Here is a 24,143-nt window from a genome sequence, read left to right as displayed (position 1 = left end):
AGGTTTTTGACACCTTGTAGGATACTGAAAACGGTAACTGAATACTGCCTACTAAAAACTGATTTTAGCTCCATTGTAAAGTTTTCCTTCAGCCGAAACAATGTAAGCTTCGTCGGCGTTTAAACCCGATAACACTTCCACTTGATCTCCAAAAGTTCTGCCTAAGCGCAACCAACGTAAAAACGCTGTATTACTTTGGCTTACCGTATACACGCCAGATAGTTGTCCTTTGGTTACAATAGCATTAGTTGGTATTAAAACCATCGATGCTATAGCCTTTCTTTCCACCGGAAACTGTACGGTTGTAAACATGCCAGATAAAATACTGGCGTCGGATTTATATAAATCTATTTTTACCAAGTATTGTCCACCTGTGTTTTTGGCAGAAGTACTCACTTCTTTTACCGTTCCTTTTAAGGTTTTATTAATCGATTTAACTAACACATTTACCACCGATCCTTTTTTAATTTCCGAAATTTCGGTTTCGGGCACCATGGCCATCACTTCAAAATTTCCAGGTGTTTCAATACTTATTAATGGAACACCAGGATTTGCCATATTACCAGCTTCTACATTTTTACTAGTTATTGTGCCATTAAAAGGCGCCGTAATATTGCTATACGTAAATTGCGCGTTAATTTCGTTTTTCATTTGTTTAGCCGACTCTAACCGTGCTTTTGCCATATTAAAATTGGCAGTCATATCATCCATTTCTTTTTGAGAAGCACTGTTGTTGCTAAACAAACTTTTAAACCTATTGTAGTTTTTTTGTGCATTCTCAAAGGCTGCAGTTGATTCGGTAATACCAGCATTTACTTGCGCACGTTTAGCTTGTAAATCTGTATTGTTAATGGAAAGCAATAACTGACCTTTGCGCACTTTATCGCCAACATTAACATGTACTTTATTAACGTAACCCATCATTCTAGTACTTAAGTCGGCACTATTAACTGCTTGAATTTTTCCACTTACAGATAAAAAAGGGCTATTGCCGTTTGCTGCCACTTTGCTTGTTTTTACACGTATTGCTGCCGTATTATCTGCAACTGTTTTTTTCTCGTCGCTACCACAACTAGCTAATAAAAGCGCTATGGAAAGTGTTAGGATGGTATATGTTTTTTTCATTGGATTTGTTTTTGTGTTTTATTAAATAATACCGTGATTTTTTAATCTAGATACTTAATTCTATCGTCTTAATACTTAATACTTTGCTCTTAATACTGCTTTCTACTTATTCTTTAGTTAAAAATTGTAGGTATGCTTGTGTGTAATTGTATTCAAAAATGGTTTGATAATATTCAAGTTGTTTTTGAGAATATTGGGTTTCGGACATTAATAAATCGGATGTTTTTTCTAAACCTTCCTTAAATCTATTGGTTCTTATTCTTAAAGATTCTTCCGATTGCTCCAAGGCCAATGCCGTTAGTTTTAATTTATTTTCAGCATCTAAGAATGCACGTTTTGCTTTATTTAATTCTAAATTACTTTGCGATACGTATTGTTTGTATTCCAGCTTCGATTTTTCAAATTCAGCCTTACTTTTTTGGGCTTTTCCAAAACGTTTCGAGCCTTGAAAAATATCCCAACTTAGTTGTGCTCCAAATAAGTATCCGTTAGCATCACTTTGGAAAATTTCATCGTCATATAACTCATAGCTGCCAAACGCATTTAAACGCGGTAAAAAGGCCATTTTATCGGCTTTATTCATAGCTTCAAAAGCATTAGTTGCTAATTGCATCGCTTTAATATCCGACCGATTTTCCGAAACCATTTTATCTTCTAAAGTAAACGTTGCAAGGGTTAAATCATCTGTTGGTGTGTAAACTACGTAGCTTTCATCATTCATTAAAAAAGACAAATAATTTGAAGCATTTTGCACATTACTCTTAGCGGTTTGTAACTGGTTTTTAACTTCGGTAACACGTACCTCAACATTTAGTACATCTGCACGTTGTAAATAGCCTTGTTTAAAGCTATCGTCTGCTAGTTTTTTATTAGCGTTTGCGGCTTCTAGGGCTTTCTCTAACACATCAACAGCTTTATAAGCTAATTGTAACTGCATATAGGCTTTATCAACTTCAAAAGCTAAATAATCTTGTGTACGTTCCGTTTTTAATGCCATGGCTTGCATTTTCGACTTAGCAGCTTTACGCTGAAATACGCCATCTAAATTTATTAATGGTTGCTGAATTTCTAACTTAGTTGCAAAATTTTCGATTTGAGAAGGATCGTTTAACAGTGCAGGATTAAAATCATTCTGGGTTAAAATTTCTTGGTTTAACTTAGAGCCAAAAGCCATTAAAGGATTTGTAGTTGCAATAGCAGAATGGCTAGCTGTAATATTGGGTAAAAACACTGCATTAGTTTGACGGTAGTCCGCTCTGGCTTGCTTAAAATCTTCCTCAGAAATTTTAATGCTTGTATTGTTTTCTGAAACTCTAGAAAGTACATCCAATTTCGTTATTGGTATTATGTCTTGTGCTTTCATGCTAAAACTAAAAGCAAAAAGAAATAGAGTTATATAAATATGTTTTTTCATCAATTATTTAATTTAACACAAATGTACAAGGGAAGAACACTAGTGTACGTAACATAAGTTACCCATGGAAAAGTTGATTATCTTAAAAGATTGTTGTGTGTTTAAATTTGCTTAACTTATTTTTACAAACGGTATGGATTCATTAACACAAATAGTATTAGGAGCTGCTGTAGGAGAAGCTGTTTTAGGTAAAAAAGTTGGAAACAAAGCAATGCTTTATGGTGCCATTGCGGGAACTATTCCAGATTTCGATGTATTTGCTTCGCATTTAACAGACACGGTTTCGGCTCTTGCTATTCATCGTGGCTTGACACACTCTATTGTGTTTTCTGTGCTTTTCGCACCTCTTTTTGGATGGCTGGTGTCTCGCTATGAAACCCATAAAAACTTTAAGGACTGGTCGTGGTTATTCTTTTGGTCGTTTGTAACACATCCAATTTTGGATGCGCATACCACTTGGGGAACGCAGTTGTTTTGGCCTTTCGATTTACGATTAGCTTTTAAAAATATATTTGTAATCGATCCTTTGTACACGATCCCTTTTTTGGTATTTTTAATTTTAGCAATGCGCCAAAAACGCACCACAATAAAGCGCCGTTTCTACAATAACATGGGATTAATAATGAGCACCACTTATTTGGCAATAACCTTACTGTTAAAATGGGTTGCATACACTAAATTTGAAGCTGCTTTAGATACACAAAATATAGCGTATTTAGATGTTGATACTAGGCCTTCGCCTTTAAACACCATACTTTGGAGTGCTAATGTGCAAACCGAAAACGCCTATTTACTTGGTAATTATTCGTTTTTTGATTCGCAACCCATTACTTTTGATAGCTACCCTAAAAACCATGAGTTATTAGGGGATTTGATTGAAGATGAAAGCGTAAAACGTATGATTGCTATTACCGAAGGTTGGTACACCATCAATAAAAAAGAGGATACCCTTTATTTTAACGATTTACGATTTGGATTGTTAAGTTTAGAGCCTAAAGCAGAAAACTTTGTATTTAAATTTAGGTTAGATGTAGATGCTTCTGGCCATGTTATTTTTACGGAAGAACCTAAAGATAATAGGGATGCTAAAAAACTGCTAACCGAATTATGGCAACGCTTAAAGGGAAACTAATTTAAAATGGAATACTTTTTAAGGAGGCTTACCTAAGATTTTTTAAATTTTAAATATTTTACAAACAAAACTTGAAAATTTATGGATATTACAGCTGCATATACAGATCTATATCAAATAACAATGGCGCAGGTCTATTTTGTTACCAAACCAAACGGCAGAGCGGTATTTGATTATTATTTTCGTCATAATCCTTTTGGTAGTGGCTATTCCATATTTGCTGGGTTAGAAGATGTATTAGATATTTTGGATTCGCTTAAATTTTCAGATTCCGATATCTCTTATTTAAAAGAAAAAGGATTTGAAAATGAGTTTTTAGAGTACTTGAAAAATTTCAGTTTTAAAGGTAATATTCGTTCTAGTAAGGAAGGCGATGTTGTTTTTCCTAACCGTCCTATTTTACAAGTAGAGGCTAATATTATAGAAGCACAAATAATAGAAACACTTTTACTTAATATTCTTAATTTTCAAACCTTAATTGCTACCAAAGCGAGTAGAATTCGCTATAGTGCTAAAGATGCTATATTGTTAGATATGGGCTTACGTCGTGCACATGCTACAGGTGGATATTATGCCTCTAGAGCTGCCGCAATTGGTGGATTTGATAGTACTAGTAATGTAAAAGCAGCAGAGGATTACAACATCCCATCTACAGGAACCATGGCGCACGCTTTTATACAAAGTTATGATAACGAGTTAGAGGCTTTTCGTGATTTTGCTCGAATACGCCCTGAAAATTGTGTGCTCTTAATTGATACGTATAACACGTTAAAAATAGGACTTCCAAATGCCATTACAGTTGCTAAAGAAATGGAAGAACGTGATGATAAATTATTCGGAATCCGTTTGGATAGTGGCGATTTAGCGTATTTATCTAAAAAAGCAAGAGCCGTTTTAGATGCTGCCGGTTTAAATTATGTAAAGATTGTTGTGTCTAATCAATTAGACGAAATTGTAATTAAGAGTTTAAAAGAACAACATGCGCCTATTGATGTTTTTGGTGTAGGAACCAATCTCGTTACAGGAAGACCAGATGCAGCTTTGGATGGTGTTTATAAATTATCTGAATTTAATGATGCGCCTAGAATTAAACTCTCTGAAAATATTATAAAAGTATCGCTTCCTTTTAAAAAGCAAGTGTATAGAATGCTGGATGCAGATGGCATGTTTTATGGCGCTGATGCGGTTGCTATTTACTCGGAAGGCGAAGTAAGCCAAATGGAACATCCTTTTGATATTACTAAGCAAATAGATATTAGTGGACTTAAAAAAGAGACTTTATTAGAATTAGTTATGGAACATGGTAAACGTGTGGCACCGGCTAGAACAGTTACCGAGATTTCAAAATATTCGCAATCGCGCTTGGATAAACTACCTGTTGAATATAAACGTTTTCATAACCCGCATATTTATAAAATAGGACTTAGTAGTAAGCTTAAAAACGAACGAAATAATCTGATTAATCAGCATAAAAGCTAAATATGAAAACACTTTTAGTCATTGATGTACAAAATGATTTTATTCCTGGAGGATCACTTTCAGTGCCTAACGGCGATAAAATTGTACCGGTAATAAATAGCATATTAAATACATTTGATTTGATAGTAGCCACACAAGATTGGCACCCTAAAGATCATTCTAGTTTTGCTATAAACCATGAAGGAAAATCGGATTTTGATTGTATTGAGTGGCGCGGTAATATGCAAACCTTATGGCCACAACATTGCGTGCAAGGTAGTGTGGGAGCAGAGTTACATCCAGAATTAGACACCACAAAGTACGAGGCTATTTTTAGAAAAGGAACCGATAAAGCCATTGATAGTTATAGTGCCTTTTATGATAACAACCATTTAAAAGCAACTGGTTTAACTGGCTATTTAAAAGAAAAAGGAGCGTCCCAACTGTATTTTTGTGGTTTGGCTTCAGATATTTGTGTTTACTTTTCTATATGTGATGCTGTTAAAGAAGGATTTGACTGCTATTTTATTGAAGATGCTGCTAAACCTCTAGATGTACAAGCGTTTGAAGTTATAAAGACTAAGATGCTTTCAATGGGTGTTAGGATTATAACTTCAGAATCTTTGTAGTACTAAAACAATATTAGAATAGCATTAGCTTCTCGTACCTCCATGTCCTCCAGCTACAACAAGCATTATTTTTATACTTAAATAAATGAACTTGAAAAACTGAATGATGGGATTCATCATTTTAAATCTTTGATATTTTGATATTCTTTGAGTCATTTTATTTGTGTTTAGTTTTCTAGTTTTTTGCAACCAATTGCTTTGACAGTTTACTATTTATTACTCAGGAATCAGCCACCAAAATGGTTTCATTTTAGCTTTATAAATAAAAGCGTAATGTAAAGCCAATTTTAGCCAATGACCTGCTAAACCTATTTCTCCAAAGGTTTTGCCTAATTGTCTGCCTTGTGTTTTTGGGTATTTCTTATAATCTGGAACAATTGGATAGGTTGTAATACTAACACCACTTCCTTTTGTTATTCCATAACCAGCAGAAGCAATACACGCTGCGCCCATATTCCCCATAGAACCTTTATGATGTAAAGATTCTTTTCCTGTTTTTATAGAATCTATAATGTTATCTGCAACTAATTTTGCGGTAATACCAGAAGGCATTCCTGTTCGTGGTGGTGCTGGTGAAATAGGCGTCCCGTTTTTACTTGTTCTTGGTTTAGAAATGGCGTGTGGAGGTGCAAATGCAATTCCGGGTGCAAAAATGTTTTTGTAACTCGGGTTTTGATAGGTTTCTGGCCAATCTTTTACAGACCATTCTTCGTATGGTTTTGGTGTATAATCGGCATCCACAATCATAAACCCTTTAAAGAGTTTTTCTGTAATGTCGTTTTCATTTTTATCATAAGCTTTAAAACCATGACCAGAAAACGATGGGATTAACATGGCAAAATCGTAAGTTTCAGTTTTATATTCACCGTCAAGCGTTTCGTAATGCGCTAAACCATCTTCTATTTTATTAACGCCAGCTCCAAGAATCCATTTAATATCTCTGTCTTCAAAAATCATTTCAACCATTTCATGAGATTTCATGGTCATGCTTCCGTAGCTTAATAACATACCATCCATACCAAAATCGCCTAATTGATATTCGTTAGAAATCCAAGTGACTTCTGCCATATCACGAACATTATGCTTGTGCAATTCTTGCTCTACATTTAATATATATTCAAAAGCAGCACCTTGGCAAGTCGATTTTGCGTGTCCTGTACCAATTAGTATTTTAACTTTTTTACCCGATTTCATTTGCTCAATGACTTCCTTAAAACCTTCCCAAGCATGGTCTGCGTGAGAATATGTGCAAACAGAATAGGCTTTATTTTTACCCGGAATTAAACCTGGAGTGGCTCCAAAGTTTAGTTTTGGACCTGTAGCATTAATTAAATAATCGTAAGTTATTTTTTCTTGTTGGCCTTTATTTTCTCCTACTACATATTCAGATAATACATAAGGTTTCTCTTCGGTTTTATCGCCTTCAGGAAAAAACGAAATCGCTTTGGATTGTTTATAACCAATGCCTTTCTTTTTATATAATGGTGCTAATGGGAAGTAAATTTTTTCAGACTTCATTTTTCCAATTCCAACCCAAATGTTAGATGGAACCCATTGATAATTGCTATTAGGAGACACTACAACAACTTCGTGCTTTTTTGGTAATTTTCTGCGTAAATGAGTTGCTGCTACGTGACCAGCAATTCCTGCTCCTAAAATGACTATTTTAGACATGATTTATAATTTGATTATTTTAAAATGATATGCGATTAAAGCATAAAAAAAATAAATATATTGTTTTGATTATGTGGTAAATAGATGGCTTTAGTCGTGTTGTAAAGGTTGTGTTTTTTTACGAGTTAAATAGTAACTTTTGTTACACAAAAAAAGCAGCTAATTAGCTGCTTTCTTATTTATTTTATTCTCTATGTGTTTTGTGATAAAGAGTCCTAAAATGCCACCTAGAATAGAAACTGTACAATTGATTAAAAATAATCCAATATGAAAAGTTTCATTTTGTATTATCGACCAAGGATCGAAGCCTAATCTTCCAAAAGATTTGATTAGTAAAACGCTTCCAAAAACACCAATTAAAGAATTACCCGTTAATCCGAAAGAATATTTTTTATTGAAATATCCAAAGGTATTAGCCGCAATAATGCCAATAATAATACTTATTAATGAAATTAAAGTCCCTGTCATAATAGTTAGTTTAGACTAGTGTCCGTAATCCATATTGTCAACTTTTCCTCCCATTAGTCTTTTTTGAACTATCAAGTAAACAAATAGAAGAATAAAGCCAATAATACCCCAAGTTAACGCTACAGATAATCCATACTCTGGAGCTGCAGTGTTGTATATTGTTAAAGGTTCATTAACTGTATTAACCGACGGTAATATTACCGGAAATAAAGATGCTAAGGACGATGTGATTCCGCCTAAAATCAATAAGGTTGATAATAAAAAAGCGTGGCCATCTTTTTTAATTCTTTTTATAAAAAACAAACCAATTAAACCTGTAAAATAAATAATAGGAAATACCATTAATAATGGCTTTTCAACAAAATTATTTAAGGAATTCGGATTTACTATCTGCCATAAGTATAAAGAGAATAAGGTAAGTGCAATTAATACAATATTCAGCTTAAAGACAACCCCCTTAAGTTTGCTATTTATAGATGAATTAGTTTTTAAAATAATCCAATTGGCACCATGAATGGCCAAGGTAACTACGGCAATTAAGCCAATAACAAGGGTAAACCAATCAATAACCCCAGGATGTTCTGTTAATGGACTAAAACTGCTATTCCATAATGGTAGAAAAAAGTAATGGCCTTCGTGAGCAGAAATTCCATTTTGAACATCTCCTAAATTTACACCTCTAACAATGTTTCCCAAAGCAATACCAAAAAACAGGGCTAATAATAAGCTAGAAACTCCAAATGAGGTATCCCAAATGTCTTTCCACATTTGATATTTAAATTGCCCTCTAAATTCTAAACCAATAGCTCTGAAAATTATTAACCAAAGGACGATAATTAGTGGTAAATAAAACCCACTAAAAACAGACGCATAAAAGGTAGGGAAGGCCATGAAAAGCATACCGCCTGCGGCCACTAGCCAAACCTCGTTAGAGTCCCAAAATAGACCTGCTGATTTTGCAATGACTTCTTTGTCTTTTTCTTTTTTAGCGAAGAATAAATGAATGATTCCGGTTCCAAAATCGTAGCCGTCTAAAATAAAAAATATTGCTAAAACAATAGCTATTGCTATATACCAAAATACTTCCATAATTAATGTGTTTGAGGTGTTGGACCTTGATTAATAGTTTTACCGACTAATACTAAAAATAATAGGCCTAATAGCATGTACAAAGCAACAAAACCAAGTAAAGTAAATAATGTATTCCCTGAAGATACTGTTGGCGAAATACCATCGCTAGTTTTTAATAAACCGTAAACTAGGTAAGGTTGTCTGCCTAATTCTGCAGTATACCAACCTGTTAGGTTAGCTATATAAGGGAAAGGCACTAAAAACATAATTGTCCAAAGTAATGGTTTTATAGTATATAGTTTTTTTCGCCATAAAAAGAATAAAGCTAGTGCCATAACACCAATAAAAATAGTACCCAAACCAACCATTATATGGTATGAATAGTAAAGTGCAGGAATATTACTTGGCAACTCTTCTTCTTTAAATTGATCCATTCCTAGAATTTGTTTATTCCAGTCTTGATGCGTTAAAAAGCTAAGTATATTGGGTACAGCAATTTTGTTGTCTAATTTTTTATCGACCATATTGGGTTGCCCAATAAGAACAATTTCAGACCCAGCTTCTTCTGTTTCAAAAATACCTTCCATAGCTGCAAAAGCTGCGGGTTGATGTTCTGCGACGTTTTTAGCATTCCAATCTCCTGTTGGGAAAGCAACTAATATACTTGAAACTAAACCGAAAATTACGCCTGTTTTTAAAAAGAGTTTGCCGTATTCTACTTGCTTATTTCTTAGCACGTAAAAAGCGCCTATACTAGCTACAACAAATGAAGACGTTACTACTGATGCTATTTGATTATGTAAAAATGCAGGTAAAAGCCAAGGGTTTGTAAAAAGATCTCCAAAATTATTAAGAACAAATTTTCCGTTTTCTAATATTTCATAGCCCACAGGATGTTGCATCCAAGCGTTTGTTGCTAAAATAAACCAACCACTTGCCCAGGAGCCTAAAAAGACTAAAAAGCCAGTTAAGAAATGAAGTTTTTGTCCCATTAACTTTTCTCCAAAAATGAATAAGGCTAAAAAAGAAGATTCTAAAAAGAAAGAGAACATCCCTTCCATGGCTAAAGTCTGACCTATAATACTACCTGTTAATTCTGAAAACTTTGCCCAATTGGTGCCAAATTGAAATTCCATTGGAATACCTGTTACAACACCCATGGTGAAATTAACAGCAAAAATTTTCATTAAAAATTTTGCAGCATTATTATATTTTTCAATTTTAGAGAGTAAATATTTACCTTTAAGAAAGGCTATCAATAAAGATAATCCCATGGTTAATTGCGGAAATATATAATGAAATGTGATAGTAAATGCAAATTGCAATCTATCGTAAAAGAGCATGTCTTCCATATATTGATTTTTAGACCATAAAAATACGACATAGAGCTTTAAAACTATGTAACTTTAATTACAAAAAAAACCTCTAATTAGAGGCTTTTTATGAAAACTTAAAAAAGGGTTAATTATTTTTTTAATATAGTATCTAAAACTAAATTTTTATCCAATTTTTTAGTACAGAAAAACCAATCCTTACAGTCTAAACCTTCGGTAGATGACATACGTTCTTCAGCAACACCACAAGATCCTGCAGGAGATACAATAACATCATCACCAGGATTCCAATCTGCTGGAGTGGCTACATTAAATTTATCTGAGGTTTGCATTGCTATTAAAGCTCTATATAACTCATCGAAATTACGTCCTAAGCTTAAAGGATAATAAATGATAGCTCTAACTGTTTCGTTTGGATCAACAAAAAAGACCGCTCTAACGGCTTGTGTTTTGCTTTCACCTGGCTGAATCATGCCATATTTTTTGGCAACGTCCATAGAAATATCTTCAATTAGAGGAAACTTAACCTCTATGTTTTTCATGCCTTTAAACTCAATCTTGTCCTTAATAGTTCTTAACCAAGCAATATGGCTGTAAAGACCATCAATAGATAAACCAATAAGGCTACAGTTTGCTTTTTCGAACTTTTCTTCTAAATGCGCAAAAGTCATAAACTCAGATGTACAAACAGGTGTAAAATCTGCAGGATGACTAAATAATATAGACCATTTTCCCTTATAGTCTGAAGGGTAATTAATATCTCCTTGTGTTGTTACCGCTTTAAATTCTGGTGCTTTATCACCAATTCTTGGCATTGCAAATGATTGCTCTTCTTTTGTTGTTTCTGTAGTATTCATAATTTTTAGGTATTTAATTAATTTATAACAAATATAGTTTATAATAGAATTTAACTATGTAATCTAAGTTACCATAACAAGATTCTTTTATTACAAATTTTGATTAAACCCCTAAATGATAATAGGTAGAAACAAATGCTAAAAGTCAATTTAGTAACTGAGAGAAGAATTAAAAATTAGGGCTTAATACTATAATGACTATAGAATTAAGATATGGTAATGTTGTTTTGATATATTAAACAAATGAAAAAAAGAAAATCAGTCGTTTGCGGTCTTATAAAAGAATAAAGCATAAATTGAATCGATTTGTTTTAGAAACTAACATGATATTTATAGCCAAAATATCGCTTTAAATAATCTAGTATAATAGGCTTTTATGAATAAAAAATAGTAATGATAAAAACAAAGCATTTAATTTAAAGTATAAAAAAAGGATGGTTAATTATAAACCACCCTTCTTTCAAATATATAATTAGCTTTACTTAGTAATCTGTATTATTGTCTTTGTTAAGATTATTAGGATCATCTTTACCTTTTCCTTTTAGCATAAAGTTTATGAGTATTCCAACCAATGTAATACAAACCAATGCGAAAACTCCAATAATTACTACGCCGTTTGTCCAACTATATAATGCTATTAATGTATTAATCATATTTGTTATCATTTAACTATGTGAGTATAAAATTAAGAACAATTAGTTGTTAGAAAGATGACAATTGTCAGTAAAATAAAAAAAACTAAAGTTAGGGTTGCAAAAAATGATATTTTTAAACAGAGGTAATTACTTGTATGATGTCATCTTTTTGAACGACTCCAGATTGTCATCAAACTTGTTTTCCGTTTTTAAATAATAACAATGTTGGTACTCCTTTAACTTGGTACTTGGCTGCCAAAGCCTGATTTTTATCCACATCTATTTTTATAATAGAAACCTGTTCGCCTAAGGAATTCTTAACCTGTTTTAAAATTGGACTTAACATTTTACAAGGGCCACACCAATCTGCAAAAAAGTCTACCAAAACGGGTTCGTTTTTATTTAATAATTCTGAAAATTTGCTCATACCTAATATATTTTATTTATCGAAAGTAATACTCCAAATACCTCTTACCTCATTCACGTCATACCCTATAGCCTTATCTTTGGGGTATAAGTTCCTTATTGTTTTTAATGTAGAAGGTTTCAAAGTTTCGTTTGGTTTGCCATGGCATTGAAGACACATAGTATTTGTGGTAATTGGATAATAAACATTTACTTTATTGTTTGCTTCCTTTACAATTGGTTTCGGCTCTTCGTTATTGGCAATAACTTGCTTAAATGTTTTAATGTGTTCAAGTTCTTCTAAGTCTGCTTTATTATTAGAGTTTCTTGGTTTATCTGATACACGTTTAATAGTAGCATTATGTACAACTGCCATACTATCGGTTAGAGGATAAGCGCGTTCATTACAAAATGCTAAAGCTTCTAATGTTCCCTTTTTTTGAATGGTTCCCATTAGGTTTTTACCTAAAACAGCTTTAGTTGTTAGTGCATATTTTTGCCCGCGTTCGCCATAAGGTAAATTAGTAAAACTAGTTTTAACTTTTTCATTTTGTTTGCCATTACCGTTACCCATTTTTACTTCTTGTCCATTTCCAGGACTTTTATGTTTTTTATAGTGATCTTCGAACCATTCTGGCTGTTCAATTTTAAAATCATACATGTATTCCGCAATATTTTTGATGGTTTCCTCTGGGTAAGCCTGTTTTGGCATAACTCCAAATCGTTTTACTGCACCATACATTTTAGCGTCTTCTTTATTTGGATTTTTAATCCAAGCTTGCATCGATTTTATAAATGCTTCTTTTGTTGTATTATTATCGATATAATGCTTTTTAATGGCAATCATTGGAGGCCCAATTCTATTGGCTTCGCTGGCTGTTGTACTATGGCAAACATAACAATTTGTTTCCATCAATTTTTTTCCTGGATGTTGCTCAGCATTTTCTTGATTTTCTTTTACCGTATATGACTTGTTTTTTGAATTATTGCAATTTAAAAAAAAGGTGAATAGGAGAAGGGTAATGAATAATTTAGGCATTTTTTATTTTTGTTTAAAGTTAATTGATGTAGTATTATTAGATTGTAACATTGGTTACTTAATTATTTTTAAGATGGATAATAGAAGTTTTTAAATTTTATTTAAATAGAAAGAAAAAATTTGGTGGGTTTTTATAAAAAAATGTATATTTGCACCCACAAAAAAGGCCTCGTGGCGCAACTGAATAGCGCACTTGATTACGGCTCAAGAGGTTACTGGTTTGAATCCAGTCGAGGTCACCAAAAAGCTTTCAAGAAATTGAAAGCTTTTTTTATTCCCCCATGTTTCCTTTTAGAAATATTTAACTGAAATTTTATTTTAAAAAAAAGTAAGCTTTCTGCTTACCATTTTTAATCTAACCTACTTTTACTGTTCTTAATAAAATACTTCATTTCATCATACAAATTTTACAGTTCGGTAATTAAGAGTTTTTGAAATTGCTTTTGTATTGCACTTTTGCGGTGTGCTATATGTATTTCAGTAACACATCAATAAAGCGAACAGTAAAATTTAATTCATCATGAAAAAAATCACCATTATCTTAATTGCACTAATCAGCATTCAAGTAGCGGCTCAAAATACCGTAAGCGGAACAGTGTTTAATTCAAAGCAAGAGCCTATTGAAGGTGCTAATATATATCTAGAAGGCACTTATGATGGCTGTACGTCTGCCGAAGGAGGTTCATTTTCATTTAAAACCTCCGAAACAGGAACACAAACTTTAGTGGTTTCATTCTTGTCTTGCGAGCCATTTACTATGGTTGGCGATGTATCGTTTATGAAAGATATCACTATTAAATTAAGAGAAGATATAAGTGCATTAGATGCCGTTGTGTTATCCGCAGGTACATTTTCCGCTGGCGATAATAGTAAAGTAAATGCATTAAAACCTCTAGATGTAGTAACAACAGCAAGTGCTTTGGGCGATTTTGTTGGTGCTTTACAAACCTTACCAGGAACCACAACGGTTGCCGAGGATGGTAGACTGTTTGTTCGCGGTGGCGATGCTAACGAAACTCAAATTTTTATTGATGGTATTCGTGTGTTTACACCATATTCACCAACAACTAATAATGCGCCAACACGAGGTAGGTATTCGCCTTTTTTGTTTGATGGAATTACGTTTTCAACTGGAGGATATTCCGCCGAATATGGGCAAGCCTTATCAAGTGTTTTGCTTTTAAATACTACAGATGAACCCGATCAAGAAAAAACAGATATAGGTATTATGAGCCTTGGTGCTGCGCTTGGTAATACGCAAAAATGGAAAAATAGTTCATTAAGCGTTAATGCATCATACATAAATTTAGCACCTTATAATGCTATTTTTAAAAGCAGAAATAATTGGATAAAGCCTTTTGAAACCGTATCGGGTGAAGCTGTTTTTAGAAAAAAAACAAACTCAGGCTTGTTTAAGATTTATGGCGCTTTTGATGCTACTAATTTCGAGTTGACTCAAGATGATATTAATGAGCTAGAAGGGGCTTATTTTAAACTTAAAAACAATAATTTTTACCTAAACGGATCGTATCAAGGTGTATTAAATGATACTTGGTCTTTTTTTAGTGGTGTTAGTTTAACGCAGGCTAAAAACGACTTAAATATAATTGAAAGTAAGGTAAATAACGATGAAAAGTCTTTGCACGCTAAAATGAAATTTAAAAACAGAATTAGTAACCGTTTGAAACTTTATTTTGGAACCGAATATTTTGCAACTCAATTTAACGAAACGTATATAAATGCCTCTGTAGCGCATGAAAATTATGGATATAATAATAACATTGCAGCAGTTTTTGCCGAAGCCGATATATTTATATCTAAAAATTTAGCGCTTAAAACCGGGTTACGTGGCGAGTATAGTGCGATTTTTAAAGACTTTACTATGGCACCAAGAGTTTCGGTTGCTTATAAAACAAGTAGCAGAAGTCAAGTGTCTCTCGCTTATGGTAATTTTTATCAAAATCCATCAAGCAATATTTTAAAGTTTAAACCAGACTTAAAAGCAGAAAATGCGTCCCATTATATTTTTAATTATCAATACAACGGGGATAGAAAAATTTTTAGAGCCGAAGGCTATTATAAAAACTATAGTAATTTGGTTAAGTATGATACCGAGGTTACCAATTTTAACAGCAATTATACCAGCAATGGCAGTGGTTATGCCACAGGATTAGATTTGTTTTGGAGAGATAGTAAAAGTATTAAAAACTTCGATTACTGGTTAAGTTATTCGCTTTTAGATACCCAACGCGATTACAATAATTATCCAACAAAAGCACAACCTAATTTTGCAAATACGCATAATGCATCAGTTGTGGGGAAATATTGGATAGACTCATTGCGCAGTCAAGTTGGTATAAGTTATAGTTTTGCTTCTGGCAGAACGTATACTAATCCTAATAATATAGGTTTTTTAAACAGTAAAACAAAACCATTTAACAGCTTGAGCTTAAATTGGGCCTATTTAATTAGTCCACAAAAAATACTCTATGCCTCTGTAAATAATGTGTTAGGATTTAAAAATATTAACGGTTATCAATACGCCAATGCACCAAATTTAAATGGGACTTTTAATAGGCGTGCTTTACAACCAGCAACCGATCAATTCTTTTTTGTAGGCTTCTTTTGGACCATAAGTGACGATAAAAAGAGCAATCAGTTAGATAATTTATAGGGCGTTACCGCAAGGGTCGGGCTTTCCGCTATATCTTTTTTTAACGGCATCGCGAGTAGTGAGCCACATGGCTATCCGTTAGTTAAAAGTTCTAATTAAAGTTTAATTTGCTGTTTTAAAAAAAGGATGCCGCTGCAATCCCTAACGCTGGTTTGTTTGACAGCTAATGTTTTTAACTATATGGGGTTTCCTTTTTGGGGAAGTTCGTTTACCGTGTTTGTATATGGTTTGTTGCGTGGCTAAGCACGTAATTTAGCTAATAAAATCGAATAGAAAATCCAAGAGGATTTTGGTAAGTTGGCTAGAACTAGCAATAAATTATATACTGCTTAAGTTTGTAATTCACTAAATTTAAGTATTAATCAGAAAGAACAAAAGAGAGAATTAAGGTTAATATATACGTTGAAGTTAAAATTTCTTCAAAAATACTTTTTCCGAAAATCCAAAGGCGTCATACCTGTTTTTAATTTGAAAAACCTTGAAAAATAGGCATAGTCCGAGAATTCAAGTGTATATGCGATATTGGCCAAATTGTCTTGAGAATGTACAATCAATCTTTTTGCCTCTAGAATTATCCTTTCAGAAATTAATTGGCTTGTCGTTTTATTTAGTGTTTTGTTTACAACTCTATTTAGATGTTTGGTGGTTATATTTAATTTATCAGCATAAAATTTAGGGAATTTTTGACTATAAAAATAGGCGTTTATTAAATTCTCTAAAGCTTCAAGTATATTAGAATAGTGTGGAGAATTGAGCTTTTCAAAATTGATATCAACTGTATATGCCCTTGTTAATTCTATATAAATGTTGTTTAGTGAATTTACTATTTTTAATTCTCTTAAAAGATTGGTTTGTAAATATTCAGTATAAACTTCCTGAAACTTAAGATTTAATTTATGAAGCTTTTTTGGAGCTAATTCTAAAACAGGAGGATTCTGATTGGAATAAAAAAAAGGAAATGAATGGAGCTTATGTTCTAAAAACTTTAATTCATAAAATTCTTGAGAATGAAAGAAGATAAATCCTTGAGGCTGTGTTTCAAATTTCCAAAAATGTGTTTGTCCTGGTTTTAAAAAAAACACCTTGCCAGGGGTTATACTATAAGAATTAAAATCAATTTCGTGCGTACCTGTGCCTTCAGTAAATAGTACACATAGATAGAAATTATGACTATGTGGTTTGTTAATTATATGCTTATTACGCTGTATGTGATTCGAAAAAGAATTTATATACACATCGTTGAGTGGTGCGGATTCTTTAAATTGATTAATATTTAGAACTGGTGTTTTCATAGTATATGTCCTAAAAGTACAAAAAATGGCGAATATTTTATAAGACTAAAAATTATTTACAGTCTTAATTTTGTAGTATAAAATATTTTGTGATGAGTAAAGTTGCTGATGCATTGAAATGTAAGTGTCCGAATTGTAAAAAAGGAAAGATTTTTATGAATGGAGGGAACATATTATTATTGAATATCCCTAAAATGAACGATAGATGTCCAGAGTGTAATTATAAATTTGAAAGAGAAACTGGTTTCTTTTTCGGGGCTATGTTTGTGAGTTATGCACTTGCTGCGGCGCAAATGATAACAAGTCTTGTAATTTTTTGGTGTTTTATTGATTTGTCGCCTTTAAGAGTTTTCGCCATTATTGGTGTGATAGCATTTCTTTTAAGTACTATCAATTTTAAATTATCAAGGTCAATTTGGATATATATGTTTTATTAAGATAAGGTTTGTAGTTAATTTTTGGCAGTATATGAACAACCTACGTTAAACGAAGTTAGCTGAAAATTAATACAAAGTCAAGCTATAAATTAAATTAACCCCGAAATAGTCACACTCCGGCTAATCTAAAAAAGCGAAAAAAGTTCAGAAAGCTTTAAAAAAACTAATTTATAGTTTTATAGTTAATTATTGTGTCCGTATAGCCTGTGTAGTAAACGATAAACCTTGTTGTCCTTTAGTAGAATTCATAACACCTTCAAATAAAGGTTCTGGACAGCCTTTCGGTACTTTCCATTCAAAAATAAAATTAGATCCTGTGCCACCAGCAACATCGGTTTCACCAATTATAATTTCGGTGGTTTCCATAGGTCCTAAATAAATAGGATCTTTAAAATATGTTTTTACAGGTGCTCCATGAGAATCGTAGTAATTAGCCTTTAAAAGGTATATGGTGTCTAAATCGCTCGTGTTTCTTAAGCTTACCATAACAGTTAAATTATGCGTAGCATGCTCAGACACACTATAAATTTGAGAATATATAGATAAGTACGATTTACCAAATTCTAGAGAATCTGTAGCCTTTATGTTTGCCTTACGTTTCGACCAATTTTCATGATGAAGCGAACTAACTTCTTTCGTTTCATTACAACTTAAAATAATAAAGAATAGAGCGAGCGAAAAATATTTTAGTTTCATTTTAATGCGATTTTATTCAAATGCTGTATTACAAATATAACACACCCTGCCTAGAAACGTTTATGCATGCGGCATGAAATTACTTTTTTAACTCATATTTTAAAGGACGTTAAACTTTAAAATCAATAATGTTTGTCATATTAAATTAAAAGGGGTGTCAATTTTAAGATATGACAAATATCATAGTTGATTAATTGAAGATACAATAATTTTAGGGTATTGAAATTGAGATGACTTAATTAAGTATTAGCCATCTATTAAAACTAAATGTTATGGAAGTTAAAAAAAATCCAAACCTAGACATAGGACGAAATAGTAGTATTTATTTTGCTATCGGACTAAATTTAATGTTGTTTTTATCTTGGCAGGCTATAGAATATAGAACTTATGATAAAGTAGAGTCTAATATCGATGTTGTAGAAATGGAAGATGTAGTAGAAGAAGAAATTCCTATTATTGCCATGAGTACGCCACCGCCACCGCCACCACCGCCACCTGCGGCTATTAGCGAATCGGTTGAAATTGTAGATGATACTGTTGAAATTGAAGAAACTATAATTGAAAGTTCAGAAATTGATCAATCTGATGCTATTGAAGAGCGTATTGTATCTGTTGGAGATGTGGTTGTCGATGAAATAGAAGAGGACGTTCAAGTAGCTTTCGCTGTTATAGAAGATGTACCAGTATTTCCTGGTTGCGAGGGCTTATCTAAACAAGCAACTAAAGACTGTTTTCAAAAAAAGATGTTAGCGCATGTAACTAGTAATTTTAATTACCCACAAGCTGCTTTAGATTTAGGTATTCAAGGTCGGGTTTCTGTAATATTTGTAATAGATAAAACGGGATACATAACCGGAATTCGCTCTAGAGGTCCAGATCAAATATTACAAAAAGAAGCAGAACGTATTATAGGTAAATTACCAAAAATGCAACCTGGTAAACAACGTGGTAAACCTGTAAAAGTAGCATACGCTGTACCTATCTTCTTTAAGTATGATGGTGGTTAGTAGTTTTTAAATTTGTGACTATTTCAATGTGAAAGAGGTTGTTTGATAACATATCAAGCAGCCTCTTTTGGTTGTTTGTTAGTTTATTTTACAATTCAGTATTAAAAAATTACAATTCGGTAAGTTGGTTTTTTAAAACCTTTAGTTCTGTTGGATATTTGTTTCATCAATTTAAAACAATCAATCATGAAACATTTAATTATTATCGCAGCACTACTAATTTCTGGATTAGGTACTGCACAAGCAAACTATGAAAAAGGGATGCAAAAAGCCTTTGATTTATGGGCGCAAAACCAACCAGCCGAAGCTTCTAATTTGTTTGAGCGTATTGCACACGCAGAACCAGATAATTGGTTACCGCCATACTATGCGGCTCAAATTAATATCCTGTATAGTTTTGGCGAAAAAAATGAAGATGTCCTTACTGCGAAACTTAAAAAAGCTCAAAATTTAATTAATGATGCTACCGCAATTTCAAAGGATAATCCAGAAATTTTGGTGCTTCAAGCCTTATTACACACGGTATGGGTTACATTCGATGGGGCAACTTATGGTATGACCCTATCAGGAAAAGTTGTAGAGTTGTATACCAAAGCAAAACTATTGGATCCTAGAAATCCACGTGCAGTATATTGTAAAGCAGAGTGGGATATGGGCGGAGCAAAGTATTTTGGTCAAGATACAACGCCATTTTGTAAAGATTTAAAGCACGCCACAGAACTTTTTGTTAACTTTAAACCAGAAACAACATATCACCCAAATTGGGGAGCAGATAGAGCAAAAATGTTGTTAGATGATTGCGAGAAATAAAACCGATTAGATAAAAACCATTATGATAAAATCAAATAAAAATATCATTATTACAGTTGTAATTGGCTGTATCATTTTTGCTATTGGCAATCTAATATCGGGTGGTTTTAATTTTAAAACGGTAACAGAGTTTTTAGTCAACTTTAGCTTTTATCAATTGTATTCCTTTGTATTAGGCTATTCCAATATGTTTTTTTTCGATTATATGGAACGTCGCCACTGGAAAAAAAGCGATACTATAAAGCGGGTTATTATTGGCATTATTGGTTCTACTGTTATAACATTAATTGGCCTGTTTGCTTTAAGAGCATCAACCGCTGTAATTTACGATGGTATTTCGTTTTCAGAGTTTCTAGCCAACGAGCACTTTAGGTTTTATCAATTTGGGTTATGGATCACCCTAACCATTGTTATTATTTTTCATGTTGTTTATTTTTATAATAAGTACCAGCAAAACAAAATAAAAGAGCAAAAAGTAATTGCAGGAACAGCAAGCGCTAAGTTCGATGCTTTAAAAAACCAATTAGATCCGCATTTTCTATTCAATAGTTTAAATGTTTTAACCAGTTTAATTGAAGAGAATCCTGTAAATGCTCAAAAGTTTACAACATCCCTATCCAAAGTGTATCGCTATGTTTTAGAGCAAAAAAACAAAGAACTGGTAACGGTAGACGAGGAGTTAAAATTCGCCAAAACCTACATGTCGCTACTTAAAATGCGTTTCGAAGATAGTATTGTTTTTACCATGCCCGAAAACGCATCAAACCCAGAAAGCAAAGTAGTGCCATTATCGTTACAATTACTACTAGAAAATGCAGTTAAACACAATACAGTTACCTCTAGTAAGCCATTGCAAATTAGAATTTACGAAGACGCGGGTAATTTAATAGTCGAAAACAACTTACAACCCAAGCAAATAGTAAAAAAGAGTAGCGGTGTAGGCTTAAGCAATATTATGCAACGCTACGGTTTATTAACCAACAAACAAGTAAATATATATAAAGAAGCAAACCGTTTTGCAGTGTCAATACCTATGCTTACTAAACAAATATCAGTAATGAGAAACGAACCATCCACATCAAAATTAGACGATAGTTATATGCGTGCATTAAATCACGTCGACGAGCTAAAAGGCTTCTATTACAGCCTAATATCTTACTGCTTAGTTATTCCCTTTTTAATCTTTATAAATTACCGAACCTATTGGGGTTTCCAATGGTTTTGGTTCCCAATGTTTGGTTGGGGTATAGGCTTAGCCATACAAGCCTTTAGAGTATTTATAAACGACGGTGCATTTGGCCGAAACTGGGAAAAGCGCAAAATGGAAGAGTATATGCAAAAAGATAAAAACGATTGGGATTAAAACACAGTAGTCATGCAAAACAAATCAGAGTACGAAATCAATAAAAAGCAAGAGCAGGCGCGCCAACACATCCAAAACATAAAAGGTTTTTACCAGCATCTTGTTGCCTATATTTTATTTACACCGTTTACCATTTTTATAAATTACAAAACCTATTGGGATTATAAATGGTTTTGGTATTCCATAATCATTTGGGGTATAGCGGTAGCCATTCATGCACTTCGAGTTTTTGTGTTTAAAGATGCTTTAGGCTCAAAATGGGAAGCACGCAAAATAGAAGAGATTATGCGAAAAGAAGAAAACAAATGGGAATAACAACTCCAATAATACACAACGCCATGCAAAACGCTAATATAAAACCATTCACTAAAAACAATCACGATAAAGAGCAAGCCTATATTCGAGCCAAAAAACGTGTAAAAGCCCTAAAAGGTTTTTACTGGCACGCGTTCTGGTACATAGTAGTTAATATTTTTTTAATAGGCATGATAGCCATAAACTCAAGCAGTGACCAATTCTGGCAATTTGGTACCTTTTCAACCGCTTTTTTCTGGGGTATTGGTATCGTTTTTCATGCCATAGGCGTATTTGCTAAAAACCCAATATTTAGTAAAGCCTGGGAAGAGAAAAAGATTAAACAGTATATGGAAAAGGATAAAAAACAATGGAAATAAAATGGTGCTTATAGTGTCTAGAATTTATTCTGGAATGTCTCGAGAAGTTCGGCGCTGCCACAAGGAGCGGGCTTTAGTTTGTTGGTTTATATTATAAATTACTGAACTCATGAATGTAAACATTTCGGCAGTCGCTTTTTTGTGTTGCATCTTTGCAACAACACAAAAAAGACTTTCAATAAATGCCTCAATCCTTAGCACGGTTTAGTAACTAAATAACAATAAAAAGTTCTTTTTTAAGAACAAAATTAAAGAAATTAAAAAAAAGAAATCCATGAATGTAATCATTATAGAAGACGAAAAACCATCAGCAAGACGCTTACAACGTATGCTTCAAAGCCTAGATCTAGAAGCTCAAGTAATGCTGCACTCCGTCGAAGAGTCCATAAATTGGTTTCAAAACAACCCGCATCCCGATTTAATTTTTCTAGACATTCAATTAAGCGATGGCTTATCTTTTGAGATTTTCGAAGCTATCGAAATAAAATCAGCAATCATTTTTACCACCGCTTACGATGAGTACGCATTACAAGCCTTCAAACTAAACAGTATCGACTATTTGCTAAAACCTATTGATGACGACGATTTAGCAACCGCAGTAAAAAAATACAAAGAACGCGCACCACAAAAGCAAGCCGTAACACTCGATTTTAACGATATTAAAAAACTATTAATAAACCCTTTAGATCGTGAGTACAAAAAACGATTTTCGGTTAAAGTAGGGCAGCACCTAAAACTTATAAATATAGATGAAATAGAATGCTTTTATAGCGAAAACAAAGGTACCTATGTACACACCACAGAGGGTAGAAACTATCTTTTAGATACCACCTTAGATAATCTAGAAAAGGAGTTAGAACCCAATACCTTTTTCCGTATTAACCGTAAGTTTTTTGTAAACATTAATGCCATAAAAGATATGGTGAGTTATACCAATTCGCGTTTGCAAATAAAATTAAACTCGTATAACGAGCAAAATGTTATTGTGGCAAGAGAGCGGGTAAAGGATTTTAAAAACTGGTTGGAGTAGGGGGGATTCGAATAAATTTACTCTTTATTACTTGTTAAATATAGTATTAGCAATTATTGAAGGAGTGTTTTGAATTTGGAGGAAATTATTGAAGTATTTTTTTTACAGTCTCTTCGACTTCATTATAATCTTTCGATTCTATAAAACCTATAGAAAATGTTTGTACTGAATTTAAATGTTTGGTTGTTTTTTTCCCGTTTTTCCTTCCAAAACCAAATACCGTCATATCATTTCTGCCTACGTAATTGTCTGATAATTCATCATTTTTATGATGTAACATGTATAAAACACGTGGTGATTTTTGATCTCCAAAAGCCATCCATTCTGGAGCTGGTAGATCGCCTTGAAAAGGTTCTTCAATAGCATGCTGTTTTGTGTCAGAAGACGCAAACCAAAAATCTGAGGTATCCATTTCTCCTCCTGGTACTCCTTCGTATAGTACCCAATAATTATAGCCCGGACTAACTTTTCGCATGGTAAAGTCACAGCGATCGTTGAAAAAATCCCATTGTCCCTCCCATTGTTTATTATCCGAAGTAAAAGTTATTCGAACATGTTCATCCGTAACTATTTCTACTTCTGAGGTTGAAGGGGTTGTACCAGCATTCATGGCATGAAAATAACTCCCGTCTTGTTTATGAATAGCGTTTGGAAAGCCTCTGTATTCTCCTTTATGAGCAGATCCTTTTTCTTTATGAAAAGCAATCCAATCTACACCATCCTTATCCAACATACTTGATAGACCTCCGCCTTCTTTTTCTAAATAGTACGTTGCAGCATTTGTTGTAATTATATATGCAGAGCCTCCTCCTGCAGATTCATCTATACCATTGGTAAGAACTACTATATCATCGGTACAAGAACCTAAAAATAATAGGAATAAAAAAAAAGATGTTAATCTTATGATATACATATACAA

General features: G+C 33.1%; 24 protein-coding genes and 1 tRNA gene. 12 read left to right on the top strand and 13 right to left on the bottom strand.

Annotated elements, in window-relative coordinates; genetic code table 11:
• Positions 1–51: 51 nt before the first annotated feature.
• Both AAFN75_RS01930 and AAFN75_RS01925 read right to left on the bottom strand, forming a co-directional pair.
• Entirely contained in the window at positions 52–1,125 is a 1,074-nt protein-coding gene (locus AAFN75_RS01930) for an efflux RND transporter periplasmic adaptor subunit (protein WP_411807999.1), read from the bottom strand.
• A gap of 106 nt (positions 1,126–1,231) precedes the next feature.
• Positions 1,232–2,539 (bottom strand): TolC family protein, encoded by a 1,308-nt coding sequence (locus tag AAFN75_RS01925; RefSeq protein WP_411807998.1) that lies wholly within the window; start codon positions 2,537–2,539, stop codon positions 1,232–1,234.
• 133 nt (positions 2,540–2,672) lie between these two features.
• Between AAFN75_RS01925 and AAFN75_RS01920 the strand changes: the two genes are divergently transcribed.
• The 3 genes from AAFN75_RS01920 to pncA all read left to right on the top strand — a co-directional run bounded on the left by AAFN75_RS01920 (position 2,673) and on the right by pncA (position 5,758).
• On the top strand, positions 2,673–3,671 hold the full coding sequence (locus tag AAFN75_RS01920) for a metal-dependent hydrolase (RefSeq protein WP_411807997.1): 999 nt from the start codon (positions 2,673–2,675) through the stop codon (positions 3,669–3,671).
• Positions 3,672–3,752: 81 nt separating this feature from the next.
• Complete coding sequence (locus AAFN75_RS01915; protein ID WP_411807996.1) at positions 3,753–5,150, top strand: nicotinate phosphoribosyltransferase; 1,398 nt, start codon at positions 3,753–3,755, stop codon at positions 5,148–5,150.
• Positions 5,151–5,152: 2 nt separating this feature from the next.
• Positions 5,153–5,758 (top strand): bifunctional nicotinamidase/pyrazinamidase, encoded by a 606-nt coding sequence (pncA, locus tag AAFN75_RS01910; RefSeq protein WP_411807995.1) that lies wholly within the window; start codon positions 5,153–5,155, stop codon positions 5,756–5,758.
• 216 nt (positions 5,759–5,974) lie between these two features.
• Here pncA and AAFN75_RS01905 read toward each other — a convergent pair whose 3' ends face one another.
• The 8 genes from AAFN75_RS01905 to AAFN75_RS01870 all read right to left on the bottom strand — a co-directional run bounded on the left by AAFN75_RS01905 (position 5,975) and on the right by AAFN75_RS01870 (position 13,241).
• Positions 5,975–7,432 carry an NAD(P)/FAD-dependent oxidoreductase gene (locus tag AAFN75_RS01905; RefSeq protein ID WP_411807994.1) on the bottom strand — a complete coding sequence of 486 codons (1,458 nt, stop codon included), beginning with the start codon at positions 7,430–7,432 and terminating at the stop codon, positions 5,975–5,977.
• A gap of 159 nt (positions 7,433–7,591) precedes the next feature.
• Positions 7,592–7,900 (bottom strand): hypothetical protein, encoded by a 309-nt coding sequence (locus AAFN75_RS01900; RefSeq protein WP_411807993.1) that lies wholly within the window; start codon positions 7,898–7,900, stop codon positions 7,592–7,594.
• Between the two features lie 15 nt (positions 7,901–7,915).
• A complete protein-coding gene (gene cydB / locus AAFN75_RS01895; protein ID WP_411807992.1) occupies positions 7,916–8,989 on the bottom strand; it encodes a cytochrome d ubiquinol oxidase subunit II in 1,074 nt (357 codons plus the stop codon).
• A gap of 2 nt (positions 8,990–8,991) precedes the next feature.
• On the bottom strand, positions 8,992–10,323 hold the full coding sequence (locus AAFN75_RS01890; protein ID WP_411807991.1) for a cytochrome ubiquinol oxidase subunit I: 1,332 nt from the start codon (positions 10,321–10,323) through the stop codon (positions 8,992–8,994).
• A 113-nt stretch (positions 10,324–10,436) separates the two neighbouring features.
• A complete protein-coding gene (locus AAFN75_RS01885) occupies positions 10,437–11,162 on the bottom strand; it encodes a peroxiredoxin (RefSeq protein WP_411807990.1) in 726 nt (241 codons plus the stop codon).
• Between the two features lie 482 nt (positions 11,163–11,644).
• Positions 11,645–11,815: a hypothetical protein gene (locus AAFN75_RS01880; RefSeq protein WP_411807989.1), complete on the bottom strand. Its 171-nt coding sequence runs from the start codon at positions 11,813–11,815 to the stop codon at positions 11,645–11,647.
• 172 nt (positions 11,816–11,987) lie between these two features.
• Entirely contained in the window at positions 11,988–12,224 is a 237-nt protein-coding gene (gene trxA, locus AAFN75_RS01875) for a thioredoxin (protein WP_411807988.1), read from the bottom strand.
• A 12-nt stretch (positions 12,225–12,236) separates the two neighbouring features.
• On the bottom strand, positions 12,237–13,241 hold the full coding sequence (locus tag AAFN75_RS01870) for a DUF3365 domain-containing protein (protein ID WP_411807987.1): 1,005 nt from the start codon (positions 13,239–13,241) through the stop codon (positions 12,237–12,239).
• A 165-nt stretch (positions 13,242–13,406) separates the two neighbouring features.
• Between AAFN75_RS01870 and AAFN75_RS01865 the strand changes: the two genes are divergently transcribed.
• Positions 13,407–13,483: transfer RNA gene (locus AAFN75_RS01865), tRNA-Arg, on the top strand.
• A gap of 278 nt (positions 13,484–13,761) precedes the next feature.
• On the top strand, positions 13,762–15,915 hold the full coding sequence (locus AAFN75_RS01860) for a TonB-dependent receptor (protein WP_411807986.1): 2,154 nt from the start codon (positions 13,762–13,764) through the stop codon (positions 15,913–15,915).
• A 419-nt stretch (positions 15,916–16,334) separates the two neighbouring features.
• Here the strand turns inward: AAFN75_RS01860 and AAFN75_RS01855 are convergent, their stop codons facing one another.
• Positions 16,335–17,207, bottom strand: coding sequence for a helix-turn-helix domain-containing protein (locus AAFN75_RS01855; RefSeq protein WP_411807985.1), 873 nt, complete (start codon positions 17,205–17,207; stop codon positions 16,335–16,337).
• A gap of 92 nt (positions 17,208–17,299) precedes the next feature.
• On the opposite strand from AAFN75_RS01855, the gene AAFN75_RS01850 reads away from it, so the two are divergent.
• The gene (locus tag AAFN75_RS01850; protein WP_411807984.1) at positions 17,300–17,644 is read left to right on the top strand and encodes a DUF983 domain-containing protein; all 345 of its coding nucleotides are present in this window, start codon (positions 17,300–17,302) and stop codon (positions 17,642–17,644) included.
• A 186-nt stretch (positions 17,645–17,830) separates the two neighbouring features.
• On the opposite strand, the gene AAFN75_RS01845 is transcribed toward AAFN75_RS01850, so the two are convergent.
• On the bottom strand, positions 17,831–18,340 hold the full coding sequence (locus AAFN75_RS01845; protein WP_411807983.1) for a DUF3124 domain-containing protein: 510 nt from the start codon (positions 18,338–18,340) through the stop codon (positions 17,831–17,833).
• Between the two features lie 272 nt (positions 18,341–18,612).
• Here AAFN75_RS01845 and AAFN75_RS01840 point away from each other — a divergent pair, with 272 nt between their 5' ends.
• The 6 genes from AAFN75_RS01840 (at position 18,613) to AAFN75_RS01815 (ending at position 23,224) form a co-directional block, all read left to right on the top strand.
• Complete coding sequence (locus AAFN75_RS01840; protein ID WP_144116519.1) at positions 18,613–19,347, top strand: energy transducer TonB; 735 nt, start codon at positions 18,613–18,615, stop codon at positions 19,345–19,347.
• A gap of 186 nt (positions 19,348–19,533) precedes the next feature.
• A complete protein-coding gene (locus tag AAFN75_RS01835; RefSeq protein WP_411807982.1) occupies positions 19,534–20,157 on the top strand; it encodes a hypothetical protein in 624 nt (207 codons plus the stop codon).
• 22 nt (positions 20,158–20,179) lie between these two features.
• Entirely contained in the window at positions 20,180–21,520 is a 1,341-nt protein-coding gene (locus AAFN75_RS01830) for a 2TM domain-containing protein (protein WP_411807981.1), read from the top strand.
• A 12-nt stretch (positions 21,521–21,532) separates the two neighbouring features.
• Entirely contained in the window at positions 21,533–21,835 is a 303-nt protein-coding gene (locus AAFN75_RS01825; protein WP_411807979.1) for a 2TM domain-containing protein, read from the top strand.
• Positions 21,826–22,194, top strand: coding sequence for a 2TM domain-containing protein (locus AAFN75_RS01820; protein WP_411807978.1), 369 nt, complete (start codon positions 21,826–21,828; stop codon positions 22,192–22,194). Before AAFN75_RS01825 ends, AAFN75_RS01820 begins: the two co-directional genes overlap by 10 nt.
• 274 nt (positions 22,195–22,468) lie before the next feature.
• Positions 22,469–23,224 carry a LytR/AlgR family response regulator transcription factor gene (locus AAFN75_RS01815; RefSeq protein WP_411807977.1) on the top strand — a complete coding sequence of 252 codons (756 nt, stop codon included), beginning with the start codon at positions 22,469–22,471 and terminating at the stop codon, positions 23,222–23,224.
• Positions 23,225–23,309: 85 nt separating this feature from the next.
• On the opposite strand, the gene AAFN75_RS01810 is transcribed toward AAFN75_RS01815, so the two are convergent.
• Positions 23,310–24,137, bottom strand: a complete 828-nt coding sequence (locus tag AAFN75_RS01810; RefSeq protein WP_411807976.1) for a hypothetical protein — start codon at positions 24,135–24,137, stop codon at positions 23,310–23,312.
• Positions 24,138–24,143 lie beyond the last annotated feature (6 nt).

This window comes from Algibacter sp. AS12 (genome assembly GCF_046736315.1).
Classification (GTDB): Bacteria; Bacteroidota; Bacteroidia; order Flavobacteriales; family Flavobacteriaceae; genus Algibacter_B; species Algibacter_B amylolyticus.
This window is presented reverse-complemented; position numbering and strand designations above follow the sequence as displayed.